Below are 23947 nucleotides of genomic sequence, written 5' to 3'. Positions count from 1 at the left end.
GGCGTCAGTCCCGGAGGTGGTGGCGCAGGAGAACGGTGTGCAGACGCATGGTGAGGGCGGCGAGCTCGCCGAGCTGCTCGGCGGCGGCCGCCTTGTCCTCCCGCCGACGACGCTCCGGCACCACGCGGGCCAGCAGGTCGGACTCGCGCTCGGCGGCGGTGACGACCGCGCGCAGGTGGCGCGGCTCGACCCCGAGGGCCGCCAGCCGGACCACCGCGTCGACGACGACGAGGTCGTCGCCGTCGTAGGCGCTCTGGCCGGGTCGGCGGGTGAGCAGCCCGTGCTGCTCGACCTGCTCGAGCAGCTCCTCGGTGGCGCCGGAGCTCTCGAGCACCTCCGCCCGGCTCAGCCGCACCCGGCTGCGTCCCTCCAGGAACGCCGCGGGCGTGGGCAGGCCGTCGGCGTCGCTCGAGACGTCCGGCACGCGGATGTTGCCGTCGATGTCGGTCTGCGGGACCAGACCTCGGTCCATCTCGTCGAGGGCCTGACGGATCGCGCTGAGGGGCCAGTACCGCTTCTGCTGGCGCAGCACGAAGCGCAGGCGCTCCACGTCGTCGAAGGAGAACTTGCGATAGCCCGACGGGGTCCGCTCGGGCTCCAGCAGACCCTCGCGCTCGAGGTAGCGGATCTTGCTGATCGTGAGCGACGGGAACTCCTCGCGGAGCTCGGCGAGGACCTTGCCGATGCCGAGCCGCGCGAGCTCGGGCAGCGGCTGGGTCACGCCTGGCCTCGCTGCGCGCCGGCGAAGTAGATGAGCCGGTACTTGCCGATCTGGACCTCGTCGCCGCCGCCGAGCGTGATGTCGCCGTCGATGCGGTCGCGGTTCACGTAGGTGCCGTTCAGGCTGCCGAGGTCGCTCACGACGTAGCCCTGGCCCGCGCGGGCGAACACGGCGTGACGCCGCGAGACGCTGATGTCGTCGAGGAAGATGTCGCTGTCGGGGTGACGCCCGACCGAGACCTTCTCGGTGTCGAGCAGGAACCGTGCACCGGCACCCGGACCGCGCTGGACGAGCAGCATCGCGCTGCCCAGCGGCAGGTTCTCGACCGCGGCGACGTCGGTCGAGGACATCTCCTCGGTGTCGGCGTCGATCAACGGGATGTGCGTCGTCTCGTCCGGGATGTTGCCGTGCTCGGGACCGGGCGAGGACATCGGATCACTCCTGGCTGTACGTGTGCTGGGCGTGGGCTGGACGGTCGGACCATGTCTGACCCCGAGGTCGAGGTTCAGGTGTCCAACCTAGCACCCGTGGACGGTCGCCCAGGGCCCCTCGGCGAAGGTCAGGACGAGACGAGAGCGGTGTACTGCTCGGGGCCGAGCAGGGCCTCGGTGGGGTCCTCGTCGGCGGGGCGGACCTTGAACAGCCAGCCCTCGCCGTAGGGATCGGAGTTGATGACCTCCGACGCCCCGTCGAGGCTCTCGTTGCGGGCCACCACCTCGCCGTCGACCGGGCAGAAGATGTCGCTGACCGACTTCGTGGACTCGAGCTCGCCCACGACGGACCCGGACTGGACGTCGTCACCGACGTCGGGGAGGTCGACGAACACGATGTCGCCGAGCTGGTCCTGCGCGAAGTCGGTGATCCCCACGACGAGGACGTCGCCCTCGACGCGCACCCACTCGTGCTCTTCGCTGTAGTACAGGTCCTCAGGGATCACGCGTCGCTCCTGGTCAGTGCTGTCGTGGTGGGGTGGGGTCGTGAGGGGGGCCGTGAGATCAGCTGGGGCCGGTTCACGAGCCGCCGACGTCGGGACGAGCGTACTCGGGGGTCTTCACGTCAGCCAGGGCCGTGATGGTGATGGTGTCGCGTCGGGCCACCGAGGCCTGGGCGCCGCGGGCGCGGAGGATGTCGATGATGCCGCCGCGGAACGACGCCGCCTCGTCCAGGGTGCCGGGATCACCGATCACGTCGATCACGTACGGACTGGTCACCTGGCGCCCTCCGATGCGCAGGCCGTCCTCGTCGTCGAGCACGTAGGTCTGCGCCACGACGCGGGCGGTGTCGTTCACGACGATCGCCTCGGCCCCCGCCTCACGCAGCTCCTGGAGCACGTCGAGCACCAGTCCCGCGTCGACCACGCCGTCGGCGTCGTCGATGCTGAGCCGGACGCCGGGGCCCGTGGCACCGATCGAGCCGGCGAGCACGGCGAGCTGCTCGGCCCGCTGGCGCGCCACGTCCTCGGCCTCTCCGGAGTCGCCGCGCGAGCTCAGGAGCCGGTCGCGGGTGGCGGTCAGGTCGTCGATCTGGGCCGCGAGACGCTCGTTCGCGACGTCCACCGACTTGAGCAGCTCGACGAGCTCGATCCCCCGCAGGGACCCGAAGTCGGTCGAGTCGTCCTGGCGGACCTGGACGGTGACACCGAAGGCGAGGGCGCCCACGAGCAGGGCCACCACGGCCTGCGACGCGAACCGGTTGCCGGACTCCTGGGCGACGGGCGCGGCGTCGTCGGACTCAGGCATGGAAGATCCTGCGACGGATGGCCGCCGCGTTGGCGAAGATGCGGATGCCCAGCACCACGATCACGCCGGTCGACAGCTGCGAGCCCACGCCGAGCTGGTCGCCGAGGAAGACCATGAAGCCGGCGATGAACACGTTGGAGATGAAGGAGACCACGAAGACCCGGTCGTCGAAGCGTCGTTCCCCGAGCGCGCGCAGCGCGCCGACGACGGCGTCGAGGGCGGCGACGATCGCGATGGGCAGGTACGGCTGCAGCCACAACGGCACCTCCGGCTGCAGGAACAGCCCGAGCGCCACGCCCACCACGAGTCCGAGCACCGGGATCATGCTCAGCCCTCCCCTCGCGCGTCGTCCGCCGACGCCGGCAGAGGCTCGGCGCGACGCAGGCCCGTCTGCTCCTCGGGCGCGGACGGCACCTCTTCGTCGTCCGATGGTGCCATGCCCACGGAGATGCCGGCGCTGTCGGCCCGACCCGCGAGGTACCGTCCCGCCGGGTTGGACTCCAGCCGGGAGCGCAGGGAGGCCCCGTCGCCCAGGGCGACGATGCGCACCGGGACCTCGATGCGCGAGAAGTTGACGGTGAGGTTGCCGTCGATGCTGCTGATCGCCGACTCCGACGTGAGGCGCTGGCCACCCACCGAGATCGCCTCCGCACCGGCGTACCAGAGCCCGTTCACCACGGTCAGCAGGTCCTGCACCGTCAGACGACCCGCGCGCTCGCCGTCCGGGCTGCCCGCCATGGTCACCACGAGCGCCGTGCCGCGCAGCGCCCTGCCCCCGGCGAGCACCGTGTCGGAGGCGACGTCGGTCGACGTCTCGGGACCGGCGCCGCCCTGGAGCGCGGCGACCTGGTCGCGCAACGCCTCGGCGGCACCCTGGCGGGCGGCGAGGACGTCACGCCGGTCGGCCACGTCGGCGGCGAGGGTGCGCCGCTCGAGGTCGGACCCGGGCCGGTCGTTCTGCGTCTGGACCGCCGTGATGGTCAGCAGCGCAGCGAGGACCGCCACCACGACACCGACCGCGGGCGTCGTCGCGGAGCGGTCGCCGTACGGCTCCCCCGCCCGCACGACGTAGTAGTCGTCGTCGAGCGCGTTCTCGGCCACCTGCTCCAGCAGGTTCTCGGCGGGACGGACGGCGGACACGCAGCGACCTCAGCGCGGGACGCGCTCGGTGGTGGCCAGCAGCCGGCGCACCTGGAAGGCGTACAGCACCCCGCCCCACCAGTAGAGACCCACGCCCCAGATGGCGAAGGCCCAGCCGAAGACGTCGGCGAGGTCGGCGACCGTGCCGCTGCCGTCGCCCAGCAGCAGGAGCGGGAAGGCGTAGAGCAGGCCCGCCGTGGCGGCCTTGCCGAGGAAGTGCACCGGCAGGGAGCTGTAGCCCCGGGTGCGCAGGAACGGCACGAGGCTGAACAGGAAGACGTCGCGCAGGGGCAGCATGACCGCCAGCCACCACGGGATGATGTCGCGCAGCGCGAGCCCGACGACCACGGCGAGGATGTAGAGCCGGTCGGCGACGGGGTCGAGGATCGCGCCGATCTTCGAGGTCTGGTTCAGGCGCCGGGCGAGCTTGCCGTCGAGGTAGTCGGTGATGCCGGAGACCACGAGCACGAGCAGGGCCAGCACGTCGGCCTCGGGCACGAGCACCAGCCAGAGGAAGACCGGCAGCAGGACGATCCGAACCACGCTGAGCAGGTTCGGGATCGTCAGGACCCTGTCCTCACCCACGTCGATCCTCCTGCTGCTCCGTCATCGCGGGGATCAGCCTAGGGCATCGCACCGCACGGACGGGGACGTCCCGGACCGGCGCGACGAAAGCTCCCCGCGTCCGCATGGCGGGCCGCTCTTGCGTGTGCGGGAGCGACTGACAGACTGAACGAGCACGACCAGATTCGAAACCGCGGGCACCACGTGTGCCCCGACCTAGGAGGACGCGTGGCCGACTACACCCTGCCCGAGCTGCCCTACGACTACGGCGCACTCGATCCGCACATCTCCGGCAAGATCATGGAGCTGCACCACAGCAAGCACCACCAGAACTACGTGAACGGCCTCAACACGGCCCTCGAGAAGCTCGAGGAGTCCCGCGCGGCCGGGTCGTACGACACGATCAACCTGCTCGAGAAGAACCTCGCGTTCAACCTCGGTGGTCACATCAACCACTCGATCTTCTGGAAGAACCTGTCCCCCGACGGCGGCGACAAGCCGACCGGCGAGCTCGCCGCGGCCATCGACGACAACTTCGGCTCGTTCGACGCCTACCGGGCGCAGTTCGAGGCCACGGCCCTGGGCATCCAGGGCTCGGGCTGGGCCATCACGGCCTGGGACACGCTCGGACAGAAGCTCGTCATCGTGCAGCTGTACGACCAGCAGGCCAACATCCCGGCCACGCTGATCCCGGTCTCCCAGCTCGACATGTGGGAGCACGCGTTCTACCTCGACTACCTCAACGTCAAGGGCGACTACGTCAAGGCGTTCTGGAACATCGCGAACTGGGCCGACGCCCAGGAGCGCTTCACGGCAGCCACGAGCGGCGGCCAGGTCATCTTCTGAGGACCTGTTCTCCCTCGTCACCGGGGCCCCGCACCGAGTTCGGTGCGGGGCCCCGGTGCGTGCAGGACGTGGGCGTCCGGGCCGAGGGCGGGCCGTCAGGCGTCCGGGTCGCGCCGCTTGCCGTGGGCGGCGAGGTCCTGGAGCCGGGCGTTGTACGCCGCGAGCTCGGCGTCGCCATCGCGGTCGGCCGCCCGGTCGAGGCGCCGGGCCTCCCGCTGGTCGGAGCGGAACCACTGCGCGAGCAGGGCGATCATCACCAGGATCAGCGGGACCTCGCCGAGCGCCCACGAGATGCTGCCGCCGAGGTACTGGTCGGCCAGCAGGTCGGTGCTGTAGGGCCGCTCGAGCGTCGTCCAGTACGACTGCGCGAGGACGGTCGCCGACGACATGATCGCGATCGAGAAGAACGCGTGGAACGGCAACGTCACGAGCATGACGCCGAACCGCGCGAGCGGCGGGAGGCGTCGCGGCGAGGGGTCGACGCCGATGATCACGTAGTAGAAGAGCGAGCCCACCAGCAGGAAGTGCACCTCCATCGCCGTGTGGCCCCAGTGCTCGCGCATGAGGAACCCGAACAACGGGGTGAAGTACAGCGCGTAGAGGCTGCCGACGAACAGGGCCGGACCCACGACGGGGTGGGTCAGGAACGCCATGAGCCGTGAGTGCAGGAACGACGTCAGCAGGGTGCGTGGCGAGACGTCACCCGGCTGGCGCGGGCCCGGGAGGGTGCGCAGGGCGAGGGTCACCGGCGCGGCGAGCACCAGGAAGATCGGCGCCACCATGGAGAGCAGCATGTGGGAGACCATGTGGGCGCTGAACAGCACGTGCGAGTACTCCCCCAGTCCACCGACAGTGCTCCAGGCCACGACGAGCAGCCCGACGAACCAGGAGATCGTGCGGCCCACCGGCCAGTGGACCCCACGACGGCGCAGCGTCCACAGACCACGGAGGTACAGCGCGGCGCCGAGCGCGACGATCGTCAGTCCGAGACCGTTGGCGGACCACCCCCAGGCGAGGCGCAGCGCGTCGGGAGCCGGCGGCAGCGGTCCGCCGAGCAGCTCCTGCGCCGGGGAGGTCAGCACGTCGCCGACCGGGGTCGGGGTGCGCGACAACGCCACGGCCAGCCCGATCGTCGCCGCCATCAGCAGCACCTCGGAAGCGGCGATCGGCAGGAAACCCGCGTCGCGGTCCGCGAGGCGTCGCCGCTGGACCCAGCCGAACCAGCCGAGCAGCACGAGTGCCACGACCTTGGCGATGACGAGCTGCCCGTACCCGGTGCCGACGACGTCGGAGACGCTGCGCAGGCGTACGGCGGCGTTCACCACGCCCGAGACCCCGACGATCACGAAGGCCCACAGCGCGAGGCTGGAGAAGCGACGGAGCGCGGGCGTGAGTCGCTTGCTCCCCCGCCACGCCACCCAGGTCAGGGCGACGAGGCCGCCGACCCACAGGCAGACGCCGACCAGGTGAAGCAGCAGGCTCAGGGCCGCGAGGTCGTGGGACCCCGACTGCGCCGAGTGACCCGCGAAGGAGACGGGCACGAGGGAGGCGAGGACGATGCCGAGGCCGACCGCCAGGGCACGGACGGAGATCGTCCACCGCAGGACGCCCCAGGCCACGGCACCGACCACCACCTGGAGCAGGACCACGCCGCCCGTGGACGTGGTCGCCAGCTCGGTGAGCAGAGGGAAGGTGATCGACCCGATGGTGCGGGCGAACACGTCCGCGACGGTGAGGACGTACAGCGCGACACCCACCACCGACCACGCCGCGGCTGCCCGGGCGGCCCCACGGACGGCGTCGACGCTGAGGCCCTGCACGACGTCGCTCGACGACGGCAGGAGGAACACCGCGGCGAGCAGCAGGCCGATGAGCACGACCAGCAGGGCGTCGGAGACGACGCTGAGCAGCGGCAGGCCCCACCCGACCAGCTGCCCGGGGTCGGGCAGACCCTCGGGCACGGGCTGGGGCGCGCCGCCGCCCAGGCTCAGGGCGGCGACGCAGGCCGCGGCGGCGACGAGGAACGCCGCCGCGCTCGACCGCACGACGCTCACGAGTCGACCTCGCTGCGTCGGCGGACGAGCGGCCACAGGATGAGCCCGACGGCCACCAGGCCACCACCCACGGCCCACCAGAGGTGCTCGGCGTGACGGTGCAGGAACGACTCGTCGTCCTGCGCCTGGTCCACCTGCTCGACGGCCCGGCCCGACGTGGTCTCGAACTCCGACGTCCCGGCGATCGGGTGCCCGTCGGCCGAGACCACCCGGAACGCGATCGTGTACGTGCCGCGCTGGGCCTCGGCGTCCGCGCCGACGCTGCCGGTCACCTCGCGGTCGCGCGCGGACACCTCGAGGGGCACGCGCGACCCGTCGGGCGCGGTCAGCACGAGCTCGGAGCGGGTCACCGGCTCGTTGAACTCGAGGGTGACCGACGCCGGCGCCGTCTCCAGCACGGCACCGTCGCGCGGGTCCGTGCCGACGAGCGCGGCGTGCGCGCTCGCCGGCAGGGGCGCCGCGACCACCAGTGCCGCGACGAGCACCGCAAGGAGAGGACCGACAGATCTACGCACGGCGTCGATCCTGCCGCACGACACCCAGCAGGGCGAGCGCGGCGACGGCGAGCGCTGCAGCGGAGAGCACCCTGCTCAGGGTGTCGGAGCCTCCCTGGTCGTCGCTCGCGCTCGAGGCCTCGTCGGTGTCTGCGCCCGCCCCGTGGCCACCGGAGCCGTGGCCGTCGGCGGAGGCCGCGAGGAGGGTGAGGGTCGGGGCGGGCTTCTCGGGCTCCTCGTCGCCCTGCTGCACCTGGTCCCAGTCGACGACCTCGCCGTCGTCGTACGTCTGCTCGGCGGCGAACCGGACCGAGTCGGCGTCGGGGAAGGGGCCGCCGGAGAGCGCGAACTCGTCGAACTCACCGGGTGCGATGCCGTCACCCTCGGCGGTCCAGGTGACCGTGCGGACGGCCTCGGTGATCTCGGTGCCGTCGACCTCCACGGGCTCGGGGAGCGGGCCCTCCTGCATGGAGACCTTCCACCCCGGCTTGGGCTGCGCGGTGAGGTGGAGGAACGGGGTGTCGGCGGGGAGGGTGACGACGAGCTTCGTGGTGTCGGCCGTGTCGGACTCGGTGGGGACGCGGAACACGACCTTGCCGTACCCCTCGCGCGCGGCGTCGGGCGAGGAGACGGACACGTGGGCCGAGGCCGGTCCCGCGAGGGCGAGGACGGCGGCGACGGTCAGGAGTGGAGCGGCGGTCAGCCGGGCAGGCAGACGCGAGTGGTGCATGGACATGAAGGAACCTCCGGGTGGTGCAGGAACGGGTGGTGCAGGACGGTCGGGTCGCTCACGCCGCCGAGGGCGGCGCGCGGCTCCTGACCGTCCGGACCACCCGACGACCGCGGTGGACGGTCGTCGTCACCCGGACGACGTGGTCGACGACAGGCACGGGCACGACCTGCGGGACAGCCAGCACGTCGCCGACGGCGTCGGCCAGACGCCACCAGAGGTCCTCGGCGTGGCGCAGCGCCAGCAGGCTGATGCCCGTGGCCACCACGTGCGTGAGGACCATCGAGGCGTCGTGCGGACCCGATCCGGACCCCAGGACGTGCAGACCCACCTGGCCGAGCGCCAGCAGACCGACGAGCTGGCCGGTCGTGAGCCGACGTCCGGCCAGGAGCGCGGTGGTCGCCGAGGCGACGGCCGCGACCGTGAGCAGGGCTCCTGCCCCGACCTCTCCCCCGGCACCCACGTGCGCCGTGGCGCCGCACAGGGCCACGGTCAGGCCCACCAGCACCGACCGGAGCGCACGCACGGCGGCGCCCCGCGGGCTGACGGTGGGCATCATCGACACGGCACGACCCTAGGCCAGGGGCTTCGGCGACCTGGCGGCGGCCGTTACCGTGGTGGCCATGTCCGACACGCAGACCACCGCAGGGATCATCGCGCTCGACGACCAGTGGGGGGCGCACAACTACCACCCGCTGCCCGTCGTGATCGCCGAGGCCGAGGGCGCCTGGGTCACCGACGTCGAGGGCACGCGCTACCTCGACTTCCTCTCGGGCTACTCGGCTCTCAACTTCGGTCACCGTCACCCCGACCTCGTCCGGGCCGCGCACGAGCAGATCGACCGGCTCACGCTCACCTCGCGGGCCTTCCACAACGACCAGTTCGGGGCGTTCTGTCGCGAGCTCGCCGAGCTCACCGGCACCGAGATGGTGCTCACCATGAACACGGGTGCCGAAGCGGTGGAGTCAGCCATCAAGGTGGCCCGCAAGTGGGCGTACGAGGTCAAGGGAGTGGCCTTCGACGCCGCCGAGATCATCGTGGCCACGAACAACTTCCACGGTCGCACCACCACGATCGTCTCGTTCTCCGACGACCCGGCCGCGCACGACAACTACGGTCCCTTCACCCCCGGCTTCGTCACGGTGCCCTACGGCGACGCCCAGGCGGTGCGCGACGCGATCGGCCCGAACACGGCGGCCGTGCTCATGGAGCCGATCCAGGGCGAGGCCGGCGTCGTGGTCCCGCCCGAGGGCTTCTGGGCCGACGTCCGCGAGGCGTGCACCGAGAACCAGGTGCTGCTGATCGCCGACGAGATCCAGTCGGGCCTGGCCCGCACCGGACGCCTGTTCGCGCTGGACCACGAGGACGTCCGCGCCGACCTCTACACGCTCGGCAAGGCGCTCGGCGGAGGGATCATCCCGGTCTCGGCCGTGGTCGGCCGCGCCGACGTCCTGGGAGTGCTCAAGCCCGGCCAGCACGGCTCGACCTTCGGCGGCTACCCGGTGGCCTGTGCCGTCGGGCGCGCCGTCGTGCAGCTGCTGGCGTCCGGGGAGTTCCAGGAGCGCTCCGCCGACCTCGGTCACCACCTGCACGACCGCCTGCAGGCCCTCGTCGGCCAGGGCGTCGCCGAGGTCCGGGGCCGCGGCCTCTGGGCGGGAGTCGACATCGACCCGATGGCCAAGACCGGACGCGAGGTGTCCATGGCGCTGCGCGACGAGGGCGTGCTGTGCAAGGAGACGCACGAGCGGACCCTGCGCATCGCTCCCCCGCTGGTCATCACGCGCGACGAGATCGACCACGCGGTCGACGCGCTCGAGCGCGCGCTCAAGGCCTGAGCGGGCCGGCATGGACGTCCTGCTGACGGTGCTCGGGCTGGTGGCGGGTCTCGTCCTGCTGCTGGTCGCGGCTGCCGTCGTCCGCGTGGTGCGTCTGCGCCGCCAGCACCGGCGACGGGTGGCCGAGCTCCGCCCCGAGCACGCGGAGCAGGCCGTCCTCTTCGCCGTGGCGTCGGACCGTCAGACCCAGGTCCGTGGCATCGGCTCGCTGCTGCTCGGGCCCGAGCACCTGGCGTTCGTCACCCTGGTGGCCGGCCGCGACGTGGTGGTCCCGCGGGACACCGTCACGTCCGCGTCCGTCTCGCGGACGTTCATGGGCCGCTCGTCCGGCCAGGACCTGCTGGTGGTCACGTGGGAGCGCGAAGGGCTCGGCGACGCCGCCGCCTTCCAGGTGGGCGATCCCGCTGCGTGGCGCGAGCGGCTCGTCTGAGCACTCCTCGGGGCGTCAGGAGAAGAACGTCGCCCCGCCGGGCGGTGCGGGTGAGGGCTCGGTGCGCTCGTCGGTGAAGGCCTCTCCCCCGGCGAGCCTGTCCCGGACCTGCGCAGTGTCGAGGACGCGGTAGGGGAACGGCGAGCTGGCCGCACGGCGCGAGAGCGGGCCCGGGTCGACCGGGGACCGGGACGCGACCACCAGCACGTTGCCGTGGCGTCGTCCCTTCAGGGTGGCCGGCTCGGCGCTCACGAGCAGGTGCGGGAGCGACGTCTCGATCGCCCGCAGCGCGTTGCGCACGAAGCCGAACGGCGTCCGGTCGGCGAGGTTCAGCAGGACGATCCCGCCGGAGCCCGCCACGCGCGCGACGTCGGCGTACCACTCGCGGGTCACCAGGTCGGCGGGCACGCGCGCACCGTCGAAGGCGTCCACGACCACCAGGTCGTACGCCTCGTCGCGCAGGCTGGCCACGCCGGTGCGACCGTCCTGCGGCCGCACGCGGATGCCGCTGCGCTCGGGCAGCGGAAGCTCACGGCGCACCAGCTCGGTGAGGGCGGCGTCGGGCTCGAGGACCAGCTGGCGCGAGCGGGGGCGGGTGGCGGCCACGTACCGCGCGAGCGTCATGCCCGCTCCCCCGACGTGCAGCGAGCGCACCTGCTCGCCGGCCGGCCACGAGGTGTCGACGACGTCGGCCATGCGACGCACGTAGTCGAACTCCAGGCGGGTGGGATCGTCCAGGTCGACGTACGACTGCTCCGTGCCGTCGACGCGCACGGTGGCGGCGCCGGGTCGGTCCCGGTCGGCGACGACCTCCACGGTGCGGCTCACCAGGGCACGTCGACGTCGCCGTCGCCGGAGCCCGTCTCGACACGCAGCACCCGCGCCCCCTGCGGGGTCGCGATCGTCACCACCGAACCGGCGTGCAGCTGACGTCCGCGCCGGGTCTCGACCTCGCCGTCGACGCGCACGTCGCCCGAGGCGACCAGCTCACCGGCCTGGGCCCCCGACTCGGCGACGTCGGCGAACTTCAGCAGCTGCCCGAGCCGGATCATCTCGCCGGTGATCTCGATGGTCTCCGCCTCGTCGGGTCGTGTCATGGCTCCAGCGTAGATCCCGGGATCTACGCTGGACGGGTGGAGCCGACGAGCGTGCGCGCCGACGTGTGGGTGTGGTCGGTGCGGCTGTTCGGCTCGCGGTCGGCCGCCACGACCGCCTGCAAGGGCGGCCAGGTGCACGTCAACGGCAAGCGCGCCAAGCCGTCGCAGGCCGTGCACGTCGGTGACCGCGTCGAGGCCACCACGCCCGGCGGTCCCCGTGTCGTCGTGGTCCGCAGAGTGCTGCTCAAGCGGGTCGGTGCGGCCGTCGCCGTCGAGTGCTACACCGACCACTCGCCTCCCCCTCCGCCCCGCGAGGAACGCCTCGTGATGCCCCGACGTGAGCGAGGGGCCGGTCGCCCGACCAAGCGTGAACGCCGCGAGATGGACCGCTTCCGGGGCCGGTGAGACCGACCGGCTCAGAGCCCCCGGACCAGCCACGGCAGCAGGTGGTCCGAGGCCAAGGGAGCGAGCGCGACGTCCGGGTCGGCGGGGTCGACCCACCGCGCCTCCTCGATCTCTGCGGCCGCAGCGTGCCGAGGATCGTCCAGACGCAGCGTGAAGCAGTGCGCGAGGAGGTCGTGACCGGGCTCGTTGGCCGCCACGGTGCGGATCGTGGCGAGGGGAACGAGGTCGCCGGCGGCCACGTCGAGCCCCAGCTCCTCGGCCAGCTCGCGGCGCAGTGCCGCCACGTGCGCCTCACCCGGCTCGGGCTTGCCGCCCGGGTTCATGAACAGACCCGTGCCGCGCTTGCGCACGAGCAGGGTACGACCGTCCGGACCGCTCACGAGCGCCGCGACCACCTCGATGACGGGTCGGTCGGGCGGTGACGGGGACAGGTCGCTCACGGCGTCGGGGTCGGCAGCGCGCCGCCCCACTTGTCGGTCCAGCCCGGCGGCTCGGCGAGGCGGGCGAGCAGGCGCTCCAGGTCGTCGTCGACGTCGACGATGTCCTGCTGCTCCGGGCGGACGAAGCCTTCGGCGACCATCCGGTCGAGCATCAGGCGGATCGGGGACCAGAAGCCGTTGACGTCGAGGAAGCCGCACCGCTTCGCGTGGATGGTGAGCTGGGCCCACGTCCACTGCTCGGCGATCTCCTCGAGCGTGCCGGCGCCGCCGGGGAGGGCGAGGAACGCGTCGGCCAGCTCGGACATCCGCAGCTTGCGCTCGTGCATCGTCTCGACGACGTGCAGCTCGGTGACGCCCGTGTGCGCGAGCTCTCGCGCGTGCAGCGACTGCGGGATGACGCCGACCACCCGACCACCGGCGGCCAGCGCGGCGTCGGCCACGACCCCCATGAGTCCCACCCGGCCACCGCCGTAGACCACCGTGACGTCGCGCTCGGCGAGCGTGCGGCCCACCTGGGCGGCCGCGTCGCCGTACGCCGCGTCGGACCCGAGGCTGGACCCGCAGAACACCGCGACGGCTCGCACCGCGCGGACCCCGGCCGTCACGGCGCCGCCTCCAGCGCGTCTCGGAGGGCGGTCACGCTCCGGCGCCCACCGGCCACCGACCAGGTGAGCCCGTCGACCGCCACCTGCTCCGCCACGCCACCGGCTCCCCTGACGAGCGCGGCACCGGGCAGCCAGTCCCACGCGGGGGTGCTGTGCTGGAACCAGGCCCCGAGTCGTCCGGTCACCACGCCGACGAGGTCCATCGACCCCGAGCCGTGCATGCGCAGGGTGGCCGGGAGCGCCGCGGCGCGCAGGAACGGATCGCGCACGTGCGCGTCGCCCACGTTGCCCGGGTGCAGGTAGGTGGCCGCGCCGACCAGGCGGATCTCGTCGTCGGCGACGGGTCCGACCTCGCGACCGTTCCAGGTGGTGGGCGTCCCGGGACCCCCGACGAGCACCCCGTCCCGCGCGTGGGCCACGGCTCCGAGGAGCAGCTCGTCCCCGTCGACGAGGGCGACGGCGGAGCACCAGTAGTCCGATCCACTGGCGAAGTTGTAGGTGCCGTCCACGGGATCGATCACCCAGCGGCGGCCGGACGAACCGGTCTCGTCCGTGCCCTCCTCGCCCAGCAGCCCGTCGTCCGGCCGCTCCGCCCGCAGCGCCTCGACGACGAGCGCCTCGGCGGCGTGGTCGGCCGCCGTGACGACGTCGGAGACGGAGGTCTTGCTGCGCACGTCGAGGTCGGAGCCCGCCCGCATCCGGGCGGCCAGCGCGGCGGCCTCCGTGACGAGCCTGACAGCGAGGTCTGCATCGGCGGCGAGTTCACTCACGCGACCATCCTGCCGTCCGACGCCGCCCGGACGCGGCTCGGGTCAGCCTTCGCGGGGTGCGTACATGATCACCGCGACCCCCACGAGACAGACGGCGGCGCCGATGAGATCCCAGCGGTCGGGCCGGAAGCCGTCGACGAGCATGCCCCACAGCAGCGACCCCACCACGAACACACCGCCGTACGCGGCCAGGATCCGCCCGAAGTTCGCGTCCGGCTGCAGGGTCGCCACCAGGCCGTAGATGCCGAGCGCGACGAAGCCGGCGCCGATCCACAGCAGACCGCGGTTCTCCCGGACGCCTTGCCAGACCAGCCACGCTCCGCCGATCTCGGCGACGGCGGCCAGGACGAAGAGGACGACGGACCGGACGAGGTCGACGCGCTCGGGCTCCATGCGCTCAGGCTCCCGCGGCCGCGCTCAGGCGCTCCCGCACGGTGCCGACGAGCCGCCGCAGCGTCACGAGGTCGGCCTCGCTCATGTCGAGGATCTCGGCGCCGTGGGCGTAGATGCGCGCAGCGAGGGGCCTCAGCGCGGCGCCCTCGTCGGTGAGGGTGACGAGGGTGGACCGCTCGTCGGCGGGGTTGCGCGCGCGCACCACCCGTCCGTGCGCCTCCAGCCGCTTCACCAGCGGCGACAGCGTGCCGTAGTCGAGGTGCAGGCGCGCCGCCAAGTCCTTGACGCTCTGTCCGTCCCGCTCCCACAGCGCCAGCAGGACCAGGTACTGGGGGTACGTCAGGTGGTGCTCGTCCAGGATGGGCCGGTACGCGGCCGTCATCTGGCGCGAGGTGGAGTACAGGTCGAAGCAGAGCAGGTCGGACACCGTGGGATCGGTCATCGAGCCAGATTACATCGCGGACGATGCAATATGGGCGGTGCGCGCGCTCCGTCAGTCGAGCGAGACGCGCACCAGCACCGGGTTGTGGTCGGAGACCAGCGGCGCGGCGTAGCGAGTGCCCGCCATCGGCGCGGCGTTCTCCCAGCGGCTCACGACCGACCTGCCGGGCACGACCCACACCTTGTCGACGTGGTCGCCCCAGGTCACCGACGTGGTCGGGGAGGTCTCCCAGTCGTTGTAGCTGTTGTGGTGCTGACGGCCCACGCTGCGGGCGAGGTCGAAGGCGTCGCGGTACCCCGCTGCGCGGAGCACCGACGCCTGCCAGTCGTTCGACCGGTTGCGGTGGCTGTTCCAGTCACCGGCCAGCACGACGGGCAGACCGTCGGGGTTGGCCTTCGCGACCGCGTCGACCAGCCTGGTCACCTCGGTCCGGCGCGTCCTCGCTGCCGCGTCGCTCTTGCCGCTCGTGAGGTGCACGCTCACGTAGACCACGTGCTGGCCCGTGGCCAGGTCCTCGACCTCGGCCCACACCGCGTACTTGCCTCCGCCGAGCGAGAAGCAGCCGTACCGTCCGTCGTCGGCCTCGCGGCACTCGCGCAGGGTGCCGTCGATCTCGTCGCGGGTGGTGTCGCCCTTGGTCACCACGCCGTAGACGGAGGAGTCCAGGAACAGGGACTTGCTCGAGTAGTAGGCCGCGCGGGTGTAGTCGGGCACGGCGGTCGGACGTCCGGAGGCGAGCACCTTGGACTCCTGGAGGGCGAGCACGGAGGGCCTGCGGGCCTTCACGAAGGCCTGGAAGGCCGCCTGGCGACGAGACCACGCTCCGCCGCCGGAGACGCAGCCCGACTTCTCCGTGCACAGGTTCCACGTCGTCACGCTCCGAGGCGCGTGGGCACCGGATCCCTGCGAGACGATGGTCGTCCGTCCCACCCGCGAGGCGCGGGCGCCCTTCCTCGAGCCGTTCACGCCGCGGACGGTGATGAAGTACGTCGCGCCCCGCTTCAGTCCGGCGAGGGTGATCGACGTCTTGCTGGTGCGCTTGTAGACCTTGGCCTTCAGCACGCCGCTGTAGGACGGCGAGATGAACAGCTCGTACGACCTGGCGTTGCGGGCCGCGGGCCAGCGCAGCGAGAGCGACGCCTTGGTCCCGCTGAGGCTCGCACCCGTGAAGGTGATGAGCCCGACCTTCGACGGCTTGGCGGCCGCCTCCGCGGGTGCGCCGAACAGTCCCACGACGAGCACGGCTCCCACGACGGCAGCGCTGACACGACTCCACACGATGATCTCCCGTGACGCCTCTCCCAGTGCCTCCCAGCACGACGTCGGTGCGAGCCTAGGCGATGGTCCCGGCCTCCGAAGGACTTTCGTCACTTTTCCGATCGGCTCCCACGACCCAGGCGCGCGGCGCCACCCACGCGGCGCGGCTCACCCGTCGAGGAAGTCGTCCCGGCCGCTGGCGTCTTCCACGGGCCCTCCGGGACCCCGCGGGGACGACGTCGCTGCGAGGAGTCGCGCCGGCGCAGGAACGGGCCGAGAACGAGGCAGAGGCCGCCCCCGCGACGAGCGGGAACGGCCTCTGACCTGCGGTTTCCTCGGTCGGGCTGACAGGATTTGAACCTGCGACCCCCTGACCCCCAGTCAGGTGCGCTACCAAGCTGCGCTACAGCCCGATGAACCTCCGCAACCCTACCCCACGCCGCACCGCGCACCGGCGCGAGGTCATCGGTCGTCGACGGTCAGCGGCAGGCTCCGCTGACTCGTGAAGGTCCGTGGCCGCTCGTCGACCGGGTCGACGAAGGACAGCGTGTGGGCGAGGAGCTGCAACGGCGTGCTCATGTCGTCGACGGGCAGGTCGAGCACCTCGGGGTAGAGCGGGTCGCCGACGATCGGGACACCCAGCCCGCACAGGTGCAGGCGCAGCTGGTGGGTGCGTCCCGTGGCCGGGCTCAGGCGGTAGACCGCGAGCCCGCCGCGGACCTCGTCGAGGTCGACGTGGGTCACCGCGTTCACCGCGGCGTCGGGGACGACCTCGGCACGCAGGGTGCCGCGATCCTTGCGCACGTGGTTGCTCACGGTCAGCGGGAGCGTGAGCCCGGGGTCGTGCCGCGCGAGCGCCAGGTAGGTCTTCTGCACCTCCCGGCGCGCGAACAGCGACTGGTAGGCACCCCGCCAGCGCCGGTCCTTGACCAGCACCAGGACCCCGGACGTCACGCGGTCCAGCCGGTGCGCTGGCGTCAGCTCGGGCAGGCCGAGCTGGTCGCGCAGTCGGACCACGACGCTCTGGCGCACGTGGCGCCCGCGCGGGATCGTGGCGAGGAAGGCCGGCTTGTCGACCACGAGCAGCCGGTCGTCCTCGTGGAGCACCGGCATCTCGCCAGGCACCTCGGGCTCGTCGCGCAGGTCGCGGTGGAACCAGACGAACGTGTGCGGGCGGTAGGGCTCGTCACCGACGAGCGGCGTGCCGTCGCCCAGCACGAATCGGCCCGCGGCAAGCATGCCGCCGACGTCGACCCGCTCGGGCAGCCTGTCGCGCAGCCACGCACCCAGCGTCGGCGCGGGCGCCGGACGGGTGCGGTCGTGGTCGGGCGTGCGCACCCAGGCCGCACCGAGCCCGTGGCGTGGCGGCAGGGGTGAGCGCGGCGGCACCTCGGGTCAGCGCCTGCCGCGCTTCTCGCGGGGACGCTGCTGGATGTGGATGGGCGTGCCGACGAACCCGAACTCCTCGCGCAGACGACGCTCGACGAACCGGAGGTAGCCGGCCTCGAGCTTGCCGGACGTGAAGAGGACGAACGTGGGCGGCGCCGTCGACGCCTGGGTGCCGAACAGGATCTTGGCCTGCTTGCCACCGCGCACCGGGTGCGGGTGCTCGGCCACGAGGCGGCCGAGGAACGCGTTCAGCGCACCGGTGCCGATGCGGGTCTCCCACCCCTCCAGCGCGGCGTCGAGCGCCCGCACCAGACGGTCGACGTGCCAGCCCGTGCGGGCCGCGAAGTTGATCCGCGGCGCCCACTGCACCTGCACGAGCTCACGCTCGATCTCGCGCTCCAGGTAGTAGCGCCGCTCCTCGTCGACGAGGTCCCACTTGTTGAAGGCCACGACGAGGGCCCGGCCGGTCTCCGCCACCGACGTGACGATGCGGATGTCCTGCTCGGTGAACGGCTGGCTGGCGTCGACGATCACGACGGCCACCTCGGCGCGCTCCACCGCGGTGGACGTGCGCAGGCTGGCGTAGTACTCGTGTCCGGAGGCCTCGCGGACCCGACGGCGGATGCCGGCAGTGTCGATGAAGCGCCACTCGCGACCGCCCAGCTCGACGAGCTCGTCGACCGGGTCGACCGTGGTGCCCGACGCGTCGTCCACGACGACGCGGTACTCCCCCGCCAGCTGGTTCAGCAGGCTGGACTTGCCGACGTTGGGCTTGCCGACGATCGCGACGCGCCGCGGGCCACCGAGCTCGGGATCGCGGTCCGGCGGCGCGTCGGGCAGGACGGCCAGGATGGCGTCGAGCATGTCGCCGCTGCCACGGCCGTGCAGGGCCGAGACGGGGTAGGGCTCGCCCAGGCCGAGGTTCCAGAGCGATGCGGCCTCGAGCTCGCTGCGCTGGTCGTCGACCTTGTTCGCCGCGAGCACGACGGGCTTCTTGGCCGCCCGCAGGATCTTGACGACGGCCGCGTCGGCGTCGGTGATGCCGACCGTGGCGTCGACGACGAACAGCACGGCGTCGGCGGCCTGGACGGCCACCTCGGCCTGGGCGGCGATGCGCTCGGCGAGTCCGCGTGCGTCGGGGTCCCAGCCGCCGGTGTCGACGACCGTGAAGGCCTTGCCGTTCCACTCCGCGTCGTACGGCACACGGTCGCGGGTGACGCCCGGGACGTCCTCGACGACGGCCTCGCGGCGTCCGATGATGCGGTTGACGAGGGTCGACTTGCCGACGTTCGGACGGCCGATGATCGCGAGGACGGGCAGAGCGGGGTCGACCGGCTCGCGGGCGGGGGTGTCAGACATCGGTACTTCCTCGGGGCAGGGGGCCGGGCAGCTGCAGGTGCCCGGTGGCCGCGGCCCACTCGACGTGGTGCCGCAGGTGCTCGGTGATCCGACGCCCGACCTCGGCCACGTGGGCCCGCGTGCGGGGCCACGGGACGGGCGTGATCCGTAAGGGTTCACCGTAGACGACATCGATGCGAGAACCACGCTCGGGCCTGCTCTCGGAGGGCTCACCCGGGGCTCGGGTGCCGAAGATCGCGACCGGCACCACCGGGGCGCCGCTCACCATCGCGAGCCAGGCGACGCCGTCCTTCGTCCGGGCCACGTCACCGGCCCCGCGCAGGCCCTCGGGGTACACGACGACCGACTGGCCGCTCGCGAGCGCGTCCGCCGCGGTCCGCAGGGCCCCGACGTCGCGTCGGAACCGGTCCAGCGGGATCTGCCCGGCGAACCGCAGCAGGCGTCCGGTTCGACCTTCGAACGCCTCGACCTTCACCAGCGCGTGGGCCGGCCTGGGGGTGCACAGGATGAGCAGCGGACCGTCGAGCCACCCGATGTGGTTGCTCGCGTAGATCACGGGACCGTCGTCGGGCACCCGGTGCTCACCGCGCTGACGCACGTCCCACCGGCGGTCCAGGTACCGCCGCGCGAGCGGTCGGAGCAACCGCAGCCCGGTCTCCGGGAGGCCCTGTGGAGGGCGACTCCCCCGCGCTGCGGAGAGGAGGTGCTCGGTCACGCCGTCCGGGCCTCCTCCACCAGGGCGGCGACGGCGTCGACGACCTCCTCCAGGCTCAGGTGGGTGCCGTCGATCTGGACGGCGCCGTCGGCGCGGGTCAGGGGCGACGTGGCGCGCGTGGAGTCGATCCGGTCGCGGGCCGCGAGCGAGGCGGCCGTGGCCTCCTGGTCCGCGCCGCCGCGCTCCGCGGCCCTGCGGGCCGCCCGTGCCTCGGCGTCGGCCACCAGGTAGACCTTCACGGCCGCATCGGGCGCGACGGTGGAACCGATGTCGCGTCCCTCGACGACGATGCCCTGGTCCGCCGACGCGATGACCCGGCGCTGCAGCTCGACGAGGAGCGTCCGCACCTGCGGCACTGCCGCGACGGGACTCACGTGCGCCGTGACGTCGTCCTCGCGGATGGCCTGCGACACGTCGGTCCCGTCGGCCGTGATGGTGGGGGCCTGCGGGTCGGTCCCCGAGACGATCTGGACGTCGGCCGCGTCGCGGGCGATGGCGTCGGGGTCGCCGAGGTCGGTGCCGCGCTGGAGCAGCGCCCACGTGACGGCGCGGTACATCGCCCCGGTGTCGAGGTAGGCCAGCGACAGCCGCGTCGCGACTCCCCGCGCGGTGCTCGACTTGCCCGAGCCGGACGGTCCGTCGACGGCGACGACGAGGGTGCTGCTCACAGGGGGTGACTCCTTGGGGTGCTGGTACGGGGTGAGGGACGAGGTGGGACGGGTCAACGGTAGGCCGACCAGCCCTGGTCGGCGAGGCGCTCCACCAGGGTGCCGGCCCGGTCGGCCGCGACGGAGATCTCGACGAGGCCGACCGGACGACCGAGCTCGTGGTCGATGCGCAGGTCCTCGATGTTGACGCCCGACTCCCCCACGTGCGCGAAGAGCCGTGACAGCGCCCCCGGCGTGTCGGGGATCTGGACGTTGACCACGACGAGCTCGACGGGATCCCCGCCGTGCTTGCCGGGGATGGACCGGGTCCCGGCACGACCGGCCTCGAGCACCGTGCCGACGGCGTCGCGGTCGTGCAGCGCCGCGATCATGGCGTCGAGGTCGTCGCGCACGGCACCGAGGACCTGGCCGATCTCGGCGGCGTTCGTGGAGATGATGTCGCGCCACAGCGCGGGGTCGCTGCCGGCGATGCGGGTCACGTCGCGCAGCCCCTGGCCGGCGAGTGCCAGGTGAGCCGGCGGCGCGTCGACGAGGCGTGCCGCCGCCAGCGTCGACAGCACCTGCGGCACGTGCGAGACGAGCGCGACCGCACGGTCGTGGGCGTCGGCCTCCATGACGATCGGGACCGCACCGAGCATGACGGCGACCTCCTCGACCAGCCGGACGGCGGCGTCGCTCGCGCCGTCGACGGGGGTGATCACCCACGGACGGCCCTCGAAGAGCCGCGCCGAGGCGGCCAGCGGACCGGACCGTTCGCTGCCGGCCATCGGGTGGCTCCCGACGTAGCGGTCGATCCCACCCGTCCGGTCGAGCGCGCGGACGACGCTGCCCTTGACGCTCGCCACGTCGGTGACCACGGCCTCGGGGAAGGTCTCGAGCGCCTCGCGGACCGCGGCCGCGGTGGCACCTGGCGGCACGGCCACGACCACGAGGGCGGGGTCACGCACGGGCTCCGGACTGCCTGCACCGCGCTCGACGGCGGCTGCGACGTGCTCGGGGTCGCGGTCGGTGAGGTGCACGTCGATCCCGTGCTCACGCAGCGCGAGAGCCACGGAGGTGCCGATGAGGCCACAGCCCACGACCAGGGTGGGGGGCAGCGACGTCATGGGGCCACGCTATCGAAGAGGTCCCCCAGCTCCTCGCGTGACAGCTCGCGCGACCGACCGACCGACAGACCGCCCAGACGCACCGGTCCGAAGCTGGTCCGCGTGAGCTCCACGACCGGGTGCCCGACGGCGTCGAGCAGCCGCCGCACGATGCGGTTGCGTCCCATGTGCAGGTCGAGCTCCACGAGCGAACGGCCCCGGCCGCGATCCTTCACCACGAAGCGGTCGACCGAGGCCGGACCGTCGTCGAGCTCCACCCCGGCGCGCAGGCTCCGACCCACCGCGTCACCCACGGCACCCTCGACGAGGGCCACGTAGGTCTTGGTGATCTCGAACGAGGGGTGGGCCAGCCGGTGGGCGAGGTCGCCGTCGTTGGTCAGCAGGAGCAGCCCCGACGTGTCCGTGTCGAGGCGGCCGACGTGGAACAGGCGTTCCTCGCGGCCGGCCACGAACTCCGTGAGGTCCCGGCGGCCCTGCTCGTCGGCCATGCTCGAGACGACGCCGCGCGGCTTGTTGAGCACGAGGTACACGTGGTCCGACGGCGGAGGGATGCGTCGGCCGTCGACGCGCACCACGTCGGCGAGCGGGTCGACGCGGACCCCCATCTGCGTCACGACCTCGCCGTTGACCTCCACCCGGCCGGTGGCCATGAGCTCCTCGCAGCGACGCCGACTCCCCACGCCGGCCTGCGCGAGCACCTTCTGCAGGCGCACGCCCTCGACCTCACCGCTGGTCATGCGGCACCTCGTCGGACCCGGGGGCGGGCACGCCGTCCTGCTCCTCGGGCTGCGGGTCGTCGATCGCGTCCTCGGGTCCAGGAGCGTCCGCAGGGGCCGTCACGGAAACGACCTCGTCGTCCATCTCCTCGATCTCGGGCAGCATGGGCGCGATGTCGGGGAGCTCGGCGAGGGAGGCCAGCCCCATCCGCTCGAGGAAGTAGCTGGTCGTGCGGTAGAGGAAGGCGCCGCTCTCGCTGTCGGTGCCGGCCTCCTCGAGCAGTCCGCGCGTCACGAGGGTGCGGACCACGCCGTCGACGTTCACGCCGCGGATCGCCGAGATGCGCGACCGGCTGATCGGCTGCCGGTACGCCACCACGGCCAGGGTCTCGAGCGCTGCCTGGGTGAGCCTGGCCTGCTGGCCGTCGAGCACGAAGCGCTCCACGGCGGGGGCGAACGTCTCACGGGTGAAGTAGCGCCACCCTCCGCCGACGTTGCGCAGCTCGAAGCCGCGCGCCTGCTCGTCGTACTCCGCGGCGAGCGCCCCCAGCGCCGCCTCGACCTCAGCCGGCGGGTGGCCGACGGCCTGCGCGAGCGTGAGGTGGTCGAGTGGCTGGTCGGCGACCATGAGCACGGCCTCCAGCGCAGGTCGCAGCTCCAGCAGCTCGAGCTCCAGCTCGTGCGGGCCACGGGGCAGCGACGGGTCCGAGGCCGGTGCCCCAGGCTCTGCCGCCCCACGGCCCCCGTCGTCGGTCCCGTCCTGCGTGGAGGTCTCCAGCGGGATCTCGGTCGTGTCCTCAGACATCGTCGTCCTCCGGGGTGGTCGGTACGGTGGCCTCCTCGACCGGGCCGCCGTCGAACTCGTCGCCGACGTCGATGTCGACGTCCGCGTCGTCGGTGCCGGTCCAGCGCAGGTGCAGGTCGCCGAGCGGGGTGGCCTGCTCGAAGCCGACCACACCCTCGCGGAACAGCTCCAGCAGGGCGAGGAAGCGCGCCACGGTGGTCATCAGGTCGGCGTCGGCCGTCAGCGCTCGGAAGGTGGTGCTCCGCTCGCGGCGCAGCCGGTCGACCACGAGGTGGGCCTGCTCGCGCACGCTCACGGTCGGCGCGTGCAGGTGGGCGAGCGAGACCATCGGTTCGGGCCTCGGCTCGAGCGCCCGCGCGGCCAGGGCGGCCAGCTCGTCCGGCCCGACGGACACGATCACCTCGGGCAGCAGCGCCGCGAAGCGCGGCTCGAGACCGACCTGGCGGGGGTGGCGGCGCCCCTCGGTGGCCAGCCGGTCCGCGACGAACCGCGCCACCTGCTTGAAGGCCCGGTACTGCATGAGGCGGGCGAACAGCAGGTCGCGCGCCTCCAGCAGGGCGAGGTCCTCCTCGTCCTCCACGTCGGCCTGGGGCAGGAGCCGAGCGGTCTTGAGGTCGAGCAGCGTCGCGGCGACCACCAGGAACTGCGTGGTCTGCTCGAGGTCGCCGCCCAGCTCGCGCACGTAGCCGATGAACTCGGACGTCACGGTCGAGAGCGCGACCTCGGTGATGTCGAGCTGGTGCTTGGAGATGAGCGAGAGCAGGAGGTCGAACGGTCCCTCGAAGACCCCGACGTCGACGTGGAAGCCCTTCCCCTCGTCGACCCCGTCCGTGCCGCCCCCGACCGTGCCGACCGTGTCGAGGCCGGCCTCGTCGACCGGCAGGCTCATGCGGAGCCGAGGCGACGGGCGAGGTCGCTCTCCTCGCCCCGGAGCTCGAGGTCCTCCAGGGCCAGCGCGATGGCGGCGCGCACGAGTCGGCCGCGGTCGACGTTGCGCCCCACGGTGCCGCGCAGCCCGAGCCGCGCCTGCTCGATCGCCAGCAGCTCGGCCGACGTCACGTACACCGTCATCTTCTCGTCGTGCTTGACCCGCCCGCTGTCACGCGGCGCGGCCTGCGACGCGTCGTCCCGCCCCTGTGCTGGCGTGCCGTCCGCACCGCCGCCGGTGGGCTTGCGGGCCTGGGACGCGGGGGCGGTGGGGCGGAACAGCTCGTCCGCCCCGGGCAT

The 23947-nt window shown here is 72.7% G+C and carries 32 protein-coding genes and 1 tRNA gene; 4 read left to right on the top strand and 29 right to left on the bottom strand.

The window, feature by feature from the left end; translation table 11 throughout:
- Nucleotides 1–4 precede the first annotated feature (4 nt).
- The 7 genes from RQG84_RS10380 to RQG84_RS10350 all read right to left on the bottom strand — a co-directional run bounded on the left by RQG84_RS10380 (nucleotide 5) and on the right by RQG84_RS10350 (nucleotide 4185).
- A complete protein-coding gene (locus RQG84_RS10380) occupies nucleotides 5–721 on the bottom strand; it encodes a MerR family transcriptional regulator (RefSeq protein WP_311209978.1) in 717 nt (238 codons plus the stop codon).
- On the bottom strand, nucleotides 718–1152 hold the full coding sequence (locus tag RQG84_RS10375) for an FHA domain-containing protein (protein WP_055968350.1): 435 nt from the start codon (nucleotides 1150–1152) through the stop codon (nucleotides 718–720). The genes RQG84_RS10380 and RQG84_RS10375 overlap by 4 nt, the downstream gene beginning before the upstream one ends.
- A 128-nt stretch (nucleotides 1153–1280) precedes the next feature.
- Nucleotides 1281–1658 carry a glycine cleavage system protein GcvH gene (gene gcvH / locus RQG84_RS10370; RefSeq protein ID WP_311209977.1) on the bottom strand — a complete coding sequence of 126 codons (378 nt, stop codon included), beginning with the start codon at nucleotides 1656–1658 and terminating at the stop codon, nucleotides 1281–1283.
- Between the two features lie 73 nt (nucleotides 1659–1731).
- On the bottom strand, nucleotides 1732–2460 hold the full coding sequence (locus RQG84_RS10365; RefSeq protein WP_311209976.1) for a DUF881 domain-containing protein: 729 nt from the start codon (nucleotides 2458–2460) through the stop codon (nucleotides 1732–1734).
- Nucleotides 2453–2785 (bottom strand): small basic family protein, encoded by a 333-nt coding sequence (locus RQG84_RS10360; RefSeq protein WP_055968355.1) that lies wholly within the window; start codon nucleotides 2783–2785, stop codon nucleotides 2453–2455. The genes RQG84_RS10365 and RQG84_RS10360 overlap by 8 nt, the downstream gene beginning before the upstream one ends.
- Nucleotides 2786–2787: 2 nt before the next feature.
- Nucleotides 2788–3600 carry a DUF881 domain-containing protein gene (locus tag RQG84_RS10355; protein WP_311209975.1) on the bottom strand — a complete coding sequence of 271 codons (813 nt, stop codon included), beginning with the start codon at nucleotides 3598–3600 and terminating at the stop codon, nucleotides 2788–2790.
- A gap of 9 nt (nucleotides 3601–3609) precedes the next feature.
- A complete protein-coding gene (locus RQG84_RS10350; protein WP_235492973.1) occupies nucleotides 3610–4185 on the bottom strand; it encodes a CDP-alcohol phosphatidyltransferase family protein in 576 nt (191 codons plus the stop codon).
- A 207-nt stretch (nucleotides 4186–4392) separates the two neighbouring features.
- On the opposite strand from RQG84_RS10350, the gene RQG84_RS10345 reads away from it, so the two are divergent.
- Nucleotides 4393–5010: a superoxide dismutase gene (locus tag RQG84_RS10345; protein ID WP_055968361.1), complete on the top strand. Its 618-nt coding sequence runs from the start codon at nucleotides 4393–4395 to the stop codon at nucleotides 5008–5010.
- A gap of 95 nt (nucleotides 5011–5105) precedes the next feature.
- On the opposite strand, the gene RQG84_RS10340 is transcribed toward RQG84_RS10345, so the two are convergent.
- From RQG84_RS10340 to RQG84_RS10325, 4 genes are read right to left on the bottom strand one after another with little or no spacing between them, the layout of a single operon-like run.
- Nucleotides 5106–7064 (bottom strand): cytochrome c oxidase assembly protein, encoded by a 1959-nt coding sequence (locus tag RQG84_RS10340; protein ID WP_055968363.1) that lies wholly within the window; start codon nucleotides 7062–7064, stop codon nucleotides 5106–5108.
- On the bottom strand, nucleotides 7061–7579 hold the full coding sequence (locus RQG84_RS10335) for a copper resistance CopC family protein (RefSeq protein WP_162237275.1): 519 nt from the start codon (nucleotides 7577–7579) through the stop codon (nucleotides 7061–7063). The genes RQG84_RS10340 and RQG84_RS10335 overlap by 4 nt, the downstream gene beginning before the upstream one ends.
- On the bottom strand, nucleotides 7572–8294 hold the full coding sequence (locus RQG84_RS10330; protein WP_311209974.1) for a YcnI family protein: 723 nt from the start codon (nucleotides 8292–8294) through the stop codon (nucleotides 7572–7574). The genes RQG84_RS10335 and RQG84_RS10330 overlap by 8 nt, the downstream gene beginning before the upstream one ends.
- Before the next feature lie 52 nt (nucleotides 8295–8346).
- The gene (locus RQG84_RS10325) at nucleotides 8347–8853 is read right to left on the bottom strand and encodes a hypothetical protein (RefSeq protein ID WP_311209973.1); all 507 of its coding nucleotides are present in this window, start codon (nucleotides 8851–8853) and stop codon (nucleotides 8347–8349) included.
- A 58-nt stretch (nucleotides 8854–8911) separates the two neighbouring features.
- Here RQG84_RS10325 and rocD point away from each other — a divergent pair, with 58 nt between their 5' ends.
- Both rocD and RQG84_RS10315 read left to right on the top strand, forming a co-directional pair.
- Nucleotides 8912–10123, top strand: coding sequence for an ornithine--oxo-acid transaminase (rocD, locus tag RQG84_RS10320; RefSeq protein ID WP_311209972.1), 1212 nt, complete (start codon nucleotides 8912–8914; stop codon nucleotides 10121–10123).
- A gap of 10 nt (nucleotides 10124–10133) precedes the next feature.
- Nucleotides 10134–10553, top strand: a complete 420-nt coding sequence (locus RQG84_RS10315) for a hypothetical protein (protein ID WP_311209971.1) — start codon at nucleotides 10134–10136, stop codon at nucleotides 10551–10553.
- 15 nt (nucleotides 10554–10568) lie between these two features.
- Here the strand turns inward: RQG84_RS10315 and RQG84_RS10310 are convergent, their stop codons facing one another.
- Nucleotides 10569–11381, bottom strand: coding sequence for a fused MFS/spermidine synthase (locus tag RQG84_RS10310; protein ID WP_311209970.1), 813 nt, complete (start codon nucleotides 11379–11381; stop codon nucleotides 10569–10571).
- Nucleotides 11378–11650, bottom strand: a complete 273-nt coding sequence (locus tag RQG84_RS10305; protein WP_055968374.1) for an RNA-binding S4 domain-containing protein — start codon at nucleotides 11648–11650, stop codon at nucleotides 11378–11380. The genes RQG84_RS10310 and RQG84_RS10305 overlap by 4 nt, the downstream gene beginning before the upstream one ends.
- 36 nt (nucleotides 11651–11686) lie before the next feature.
- Here RQG84_RS10305 and RQG84_RS10300 point away from each other — a divergent pair, with 36 nt between their 5' ends.
- Entirely contained in the window at nucleotides 11687–12055 is a 369-nt protein-coding gene (locus RQG84_RS10300) for an RNA-binding S4 domain-containing protein (protein WP_055968376.1), read from the top strand.
- A gap of 11 nt (nucleotides 12056–12066) precedes the next feature.
- Here the strand turns inward: RQG84_RS10300 and RQG84_RS10295 are convergent, their stop codons facing one another.
- The 16 genes from RQG84_RS10295 to RQG84_RS10220 all read right to left on the bottom strand — a co-directional run bounded on the left by RQG84_RS10295 (nucleotide 12067) and on the right by RQG84_RS10220 (nucleotide 23947).
- The gene (locus RQG84_RS10295; protein ID WP_235492974.1) at nucleotides 12067–12495 is read right to left on the bottom strand and encodes an NUDIX domain-containing protein; all 429 of its coding nucleotides are present in this window, start codon (nucleotides 12493–12495) and stop codon (nucleotides 12067–12069) included.
- Nucleotides 12492–13100, bottom strand: coding sequence for a TIGR00730 family Rossman fold protein (locus tag RQG84_RS10290; protein WP_311209969.1), 609 nt, complete (start codon nucleotides 13098–13100; stop codon nucleotides 12492–12494). The genes RQG84_RS10295 and RQG84_RS10290 overlap by 4 nt, the downstream gene beginning before the upstream one ends.
- A complete protein-coding gene (locus RQG84_RS10285) occupies nucleotides 13097–13870 on the bottom strand; it encodes an inositol monophosphatase family protein (protein WP_311209968.1) in 774 nt (257 codons plus the stop codon). The genes RQG84_RS10290 and RQG84_RS10285 overlap by 4 nt, the downstream gene beginning before the upstream one ends.
- Nucleotides 13871–13912: 42 nt before the next feature.
- Nucleotides 13913–14263, bottom strand: coding sequence for a YnfA family protein (locus tag RQG84_RS10280; RefSeq protein ID WP_311209967.1), 351 nt, complete (start codon nucleotides 14261–14263; stop codon nucleotides 13913–13915).
- A gap of 4 nt (nucleotides 14264–14267) precedes the next feature.
- A complete protein-coding gene (locus tag RQG84_RS10275; RefSeq protein ID WP_311209966.1) occupies nucleotides 14268–14705 on the bottom strand; it encodes a MarR family transcriptional regulator in 438 nt (145 codons plus the stop codon).
- Nucleotides 14706–14756: 51 nt separating this feature from the next.
- Nucleotides 14757–15983 carry an endonuclease/exonuclease/phosphatase family protein gene (locus RQG84_RS10270; RefSeq protein WP_311209965.1) on the bottom strand — a complete coding sequence of 409 codons (1227 nt, stop codon included), beginning with the start codon at nucleotides 15981–15983 and terminating at the stop codon, nucleotides 14757–14759.
- Nucleotides 15984–16301: 318 nt separating this feature from the next.
- A tRNA-Pro gene (locus RQG84_RS10265) sits at nucleotides 16302–16375 on the bottom strand.
- A gap of 49 nt (nucleotides 16376–16424) precedes the next feature.
- Nucleotides 16425–17240: a pseudouridine synthase gene (locus RQG84_RS10260; protein ID WP_311210127.1), complete on the bottom strand. Its 816-nt coding sequence runs from the start codon at nucleotides 17238–17240 to the stop codon at nucleotides 16425–16427.
- A gap of 117 nt (nucleotides 17241–17357) precedes the next feature.
- Complete coding sequence (gene der / locus RQG84_RS10255; RefSeq protein WP_055968413.1) at nucleotides 17358–18710, bottom strand: ribosome biogenesis GTPase Der; 1353 nt, start codon at nucleotides 18708–18710, stop codon at nucleotides 17358–17360.
- Entirely contained in the window at nucleotides 18703–19425 is a 723-nt protein-coding gene (locus RQG84_RS10250) for a lysophospholipid acyltransferase family protein (RefSeq protein ID WP_311209964.1), read from the bottom strand. The genes der and RQG84_RS10250 overlap by 8 nt, the downstream gene beginning before the upstream one ends.
- A complete protein-coding gene (gene cmk / locus RQG84_RS10245; RefSeq protein ID WP_055968417.1) occupies nucleotides 19422–20093 on the bottom strand; it encodes a (d)CMP kinase in 672 nt (223 codons plus the stop codon). Before cmk ends, RQG84_RS10250 begins: the two co-directional genes overlap by 4 nt.
- Nucleotides 20094–20146: 53 nt before the next feature.
- Entirely contained in the window at nucleotides 20147–21199 is a 1053-nt protein-coding gene (locus tag RQG84_RS10240) for a prephenate dehydrogenase (protein WP_311209963.1), read from the bottom strand.
- Nucleotides 21196–21936 (bottom strand): pseudouridine synthase, encoded by a 741-nt coding sequence (locus RQG84_RS10235; protein ID WP_311209962.1) that lies wholly within the window; start codon nucleotides 21934–21936, stop codon nucleotides 21196–21198. The genes RQG84_RS10240 and RQG84_RS10235 overlap by 4 nt, the downstream gene beginning before the upstream one ends.
- A complete protein-coding gene (scpB, locus tag RQG84_RS10230; protein WP_311209961.1) occupies nucleotides 21923–22720 on the bottom strand; it encodes an SMC-Scp complex subunit ScpB in 798 nt (265 codons plus the stop codon). The genes RQG84_RS10235 and scpB overlap by 14 nt, the downstream gene beginning before the upstream one ends.
- Entirely contained in the window at nucleotides 22713–23609 is an 897-nt protein-coding gene (locus RQG84_RS10225) for a segregation/condensation protein A (RefSeq protein WP_311209960.1), read from the bottom strand. The genes scpB and RQG84_RS10225 overlap by 8 nt, the downstream gene beginning before the upstream one ends.
- The gene (locus tag RQG84_RS10220; protein WP_396135272.1) at nucleotides 23606–23947 is read right to left on the bottom strand and encodes a hypothetical protein; all 342 of its coding nucleotides are present in this window, start codon (nucleotides 23945–23947) and stop codon (nucleotides 23606–23608) included. The genes RQG84_RS10225 and RQG84_RS10220 overlap by 4 nt, the downstream gene beginning before the upstream one ends.

This window comes from Aeromicrobium sp. WCS2018Hpa-31, from assembly GCF_031843905.1.
GTDB lineage: Bacteria > Actinomycetota > Actinomycetes > Propionibacteriales > Nocardioidaceae > Aeromicrobium.
This window is presented reverse-complemented; position numbering and strand designations above follow the sequence as displayed.

Bases quoted from the DNA above. Each gene is read 5' to 3' on its own strand.
- RQG84_RS10375 (WP_055968350.1), bottom strand. From the start codon at position 1,152: ATGTCCTCGCCCGGTCCCGAGCACGGCAACATCCCGGACGAGACGACG.
- RQG84_RS10365 (WP_311209976.1), bottom strand. From the start codon at position 2,460: ATGCCTGAGTCCGACGACGCCGCGCCCGTCGCCCAGGAGTCCGGCAAC.
- RQG84_RS10360 (WP_055968355.1), bottom strand. From the start codon at position 2,785: ATGATCCCGGTGCTCGGACTCGTGGTGGGCGTGGCGCTCGGGCTGTTC.
- RQG84_RS10330 (WP_311209974.1), bottom strand. From the start codon at position 8,294: ATGTCCATGCACCACTCGCGTCTGCCTGCCCGGCTGACCGCCGCTCCA.
- rocD (WP_311209972.1), top strand. From the start codon at position 8,912: ATGTCCGACACGCAGACCACCGCAGGGATCATCGCGCTCGACGACCAG.
- RQG84_RS10315 (WP_311209971.1), top strand. From the start codon at position 10,134: ATGGACGTCCTGCTGACGGTGCTCGGGCTGGTGGCGGGTCTCGTCCTG.
- RQG84_RS10305 (WP_055968374.1), bottom strand. From the start codon at position 11,650: ATGACACGACCCGACGAGGCGGAGACCATCGAGATCACCGGCGAGATG.
- RQG84_RS10280 (WP_311209967.1), bottom strand. From the start codon at position 14,263: ATGGAGCCCGAGCGCGTCGACCTCGTCCGGTCCGTCGTCCTCTTCGTC.
- RQG84_RS10275 (WP_311209966.1), bottom strand. From the start codon at position 14,705: ATGACCGATCCCACGGTGTCCGACCTGCTCTGCTTCGACCTGTACTCC.
- der (WP_055968413.1), bottom strand. From the start codon at position 18,710: ATGTCTGACACCCCCGCCCGCGAGCCGGTCGACCCCGCTCTGCCCGTC.
- RQG84_RS10240 (WP_311209963.1), bottom strand. From the start codon at position 21,199: ATGACGTCGCTGCCCCCCACCCTGGTCGTGGGCTGTGGCCTCATCGGC.
- RQG84_RS10235 (WP_311209962.1), bottom strand. From the start codon at position 21,936: ATGACCAGCGGTGAGGTCGAGGGCGTGCGCCTGCAGAAGGTGCTCGCG.
- scpB (WP_311209961.1), bottom strand. From the start codon at position 22,720: ATGTCTGAGGACACGACCGAGATCCCGCTGGAGACCTCCACGCAGGAC.
- RQG84_RS10225 (WP_311209960.1), bottom strand. From the start codon at position 23,609: ATGAGCCTGCCGGTCGACGAGGCCGGCCTCGACACGGTCGGCACGGTC.
- RQG84_RS10220 (WP_396135272.1), bottom strand. From the start codon at position 23,947: ATGCCCGGGGCGGACGAGCTGTTCCGCCCCACCGCCCCCGCGTCCCAG.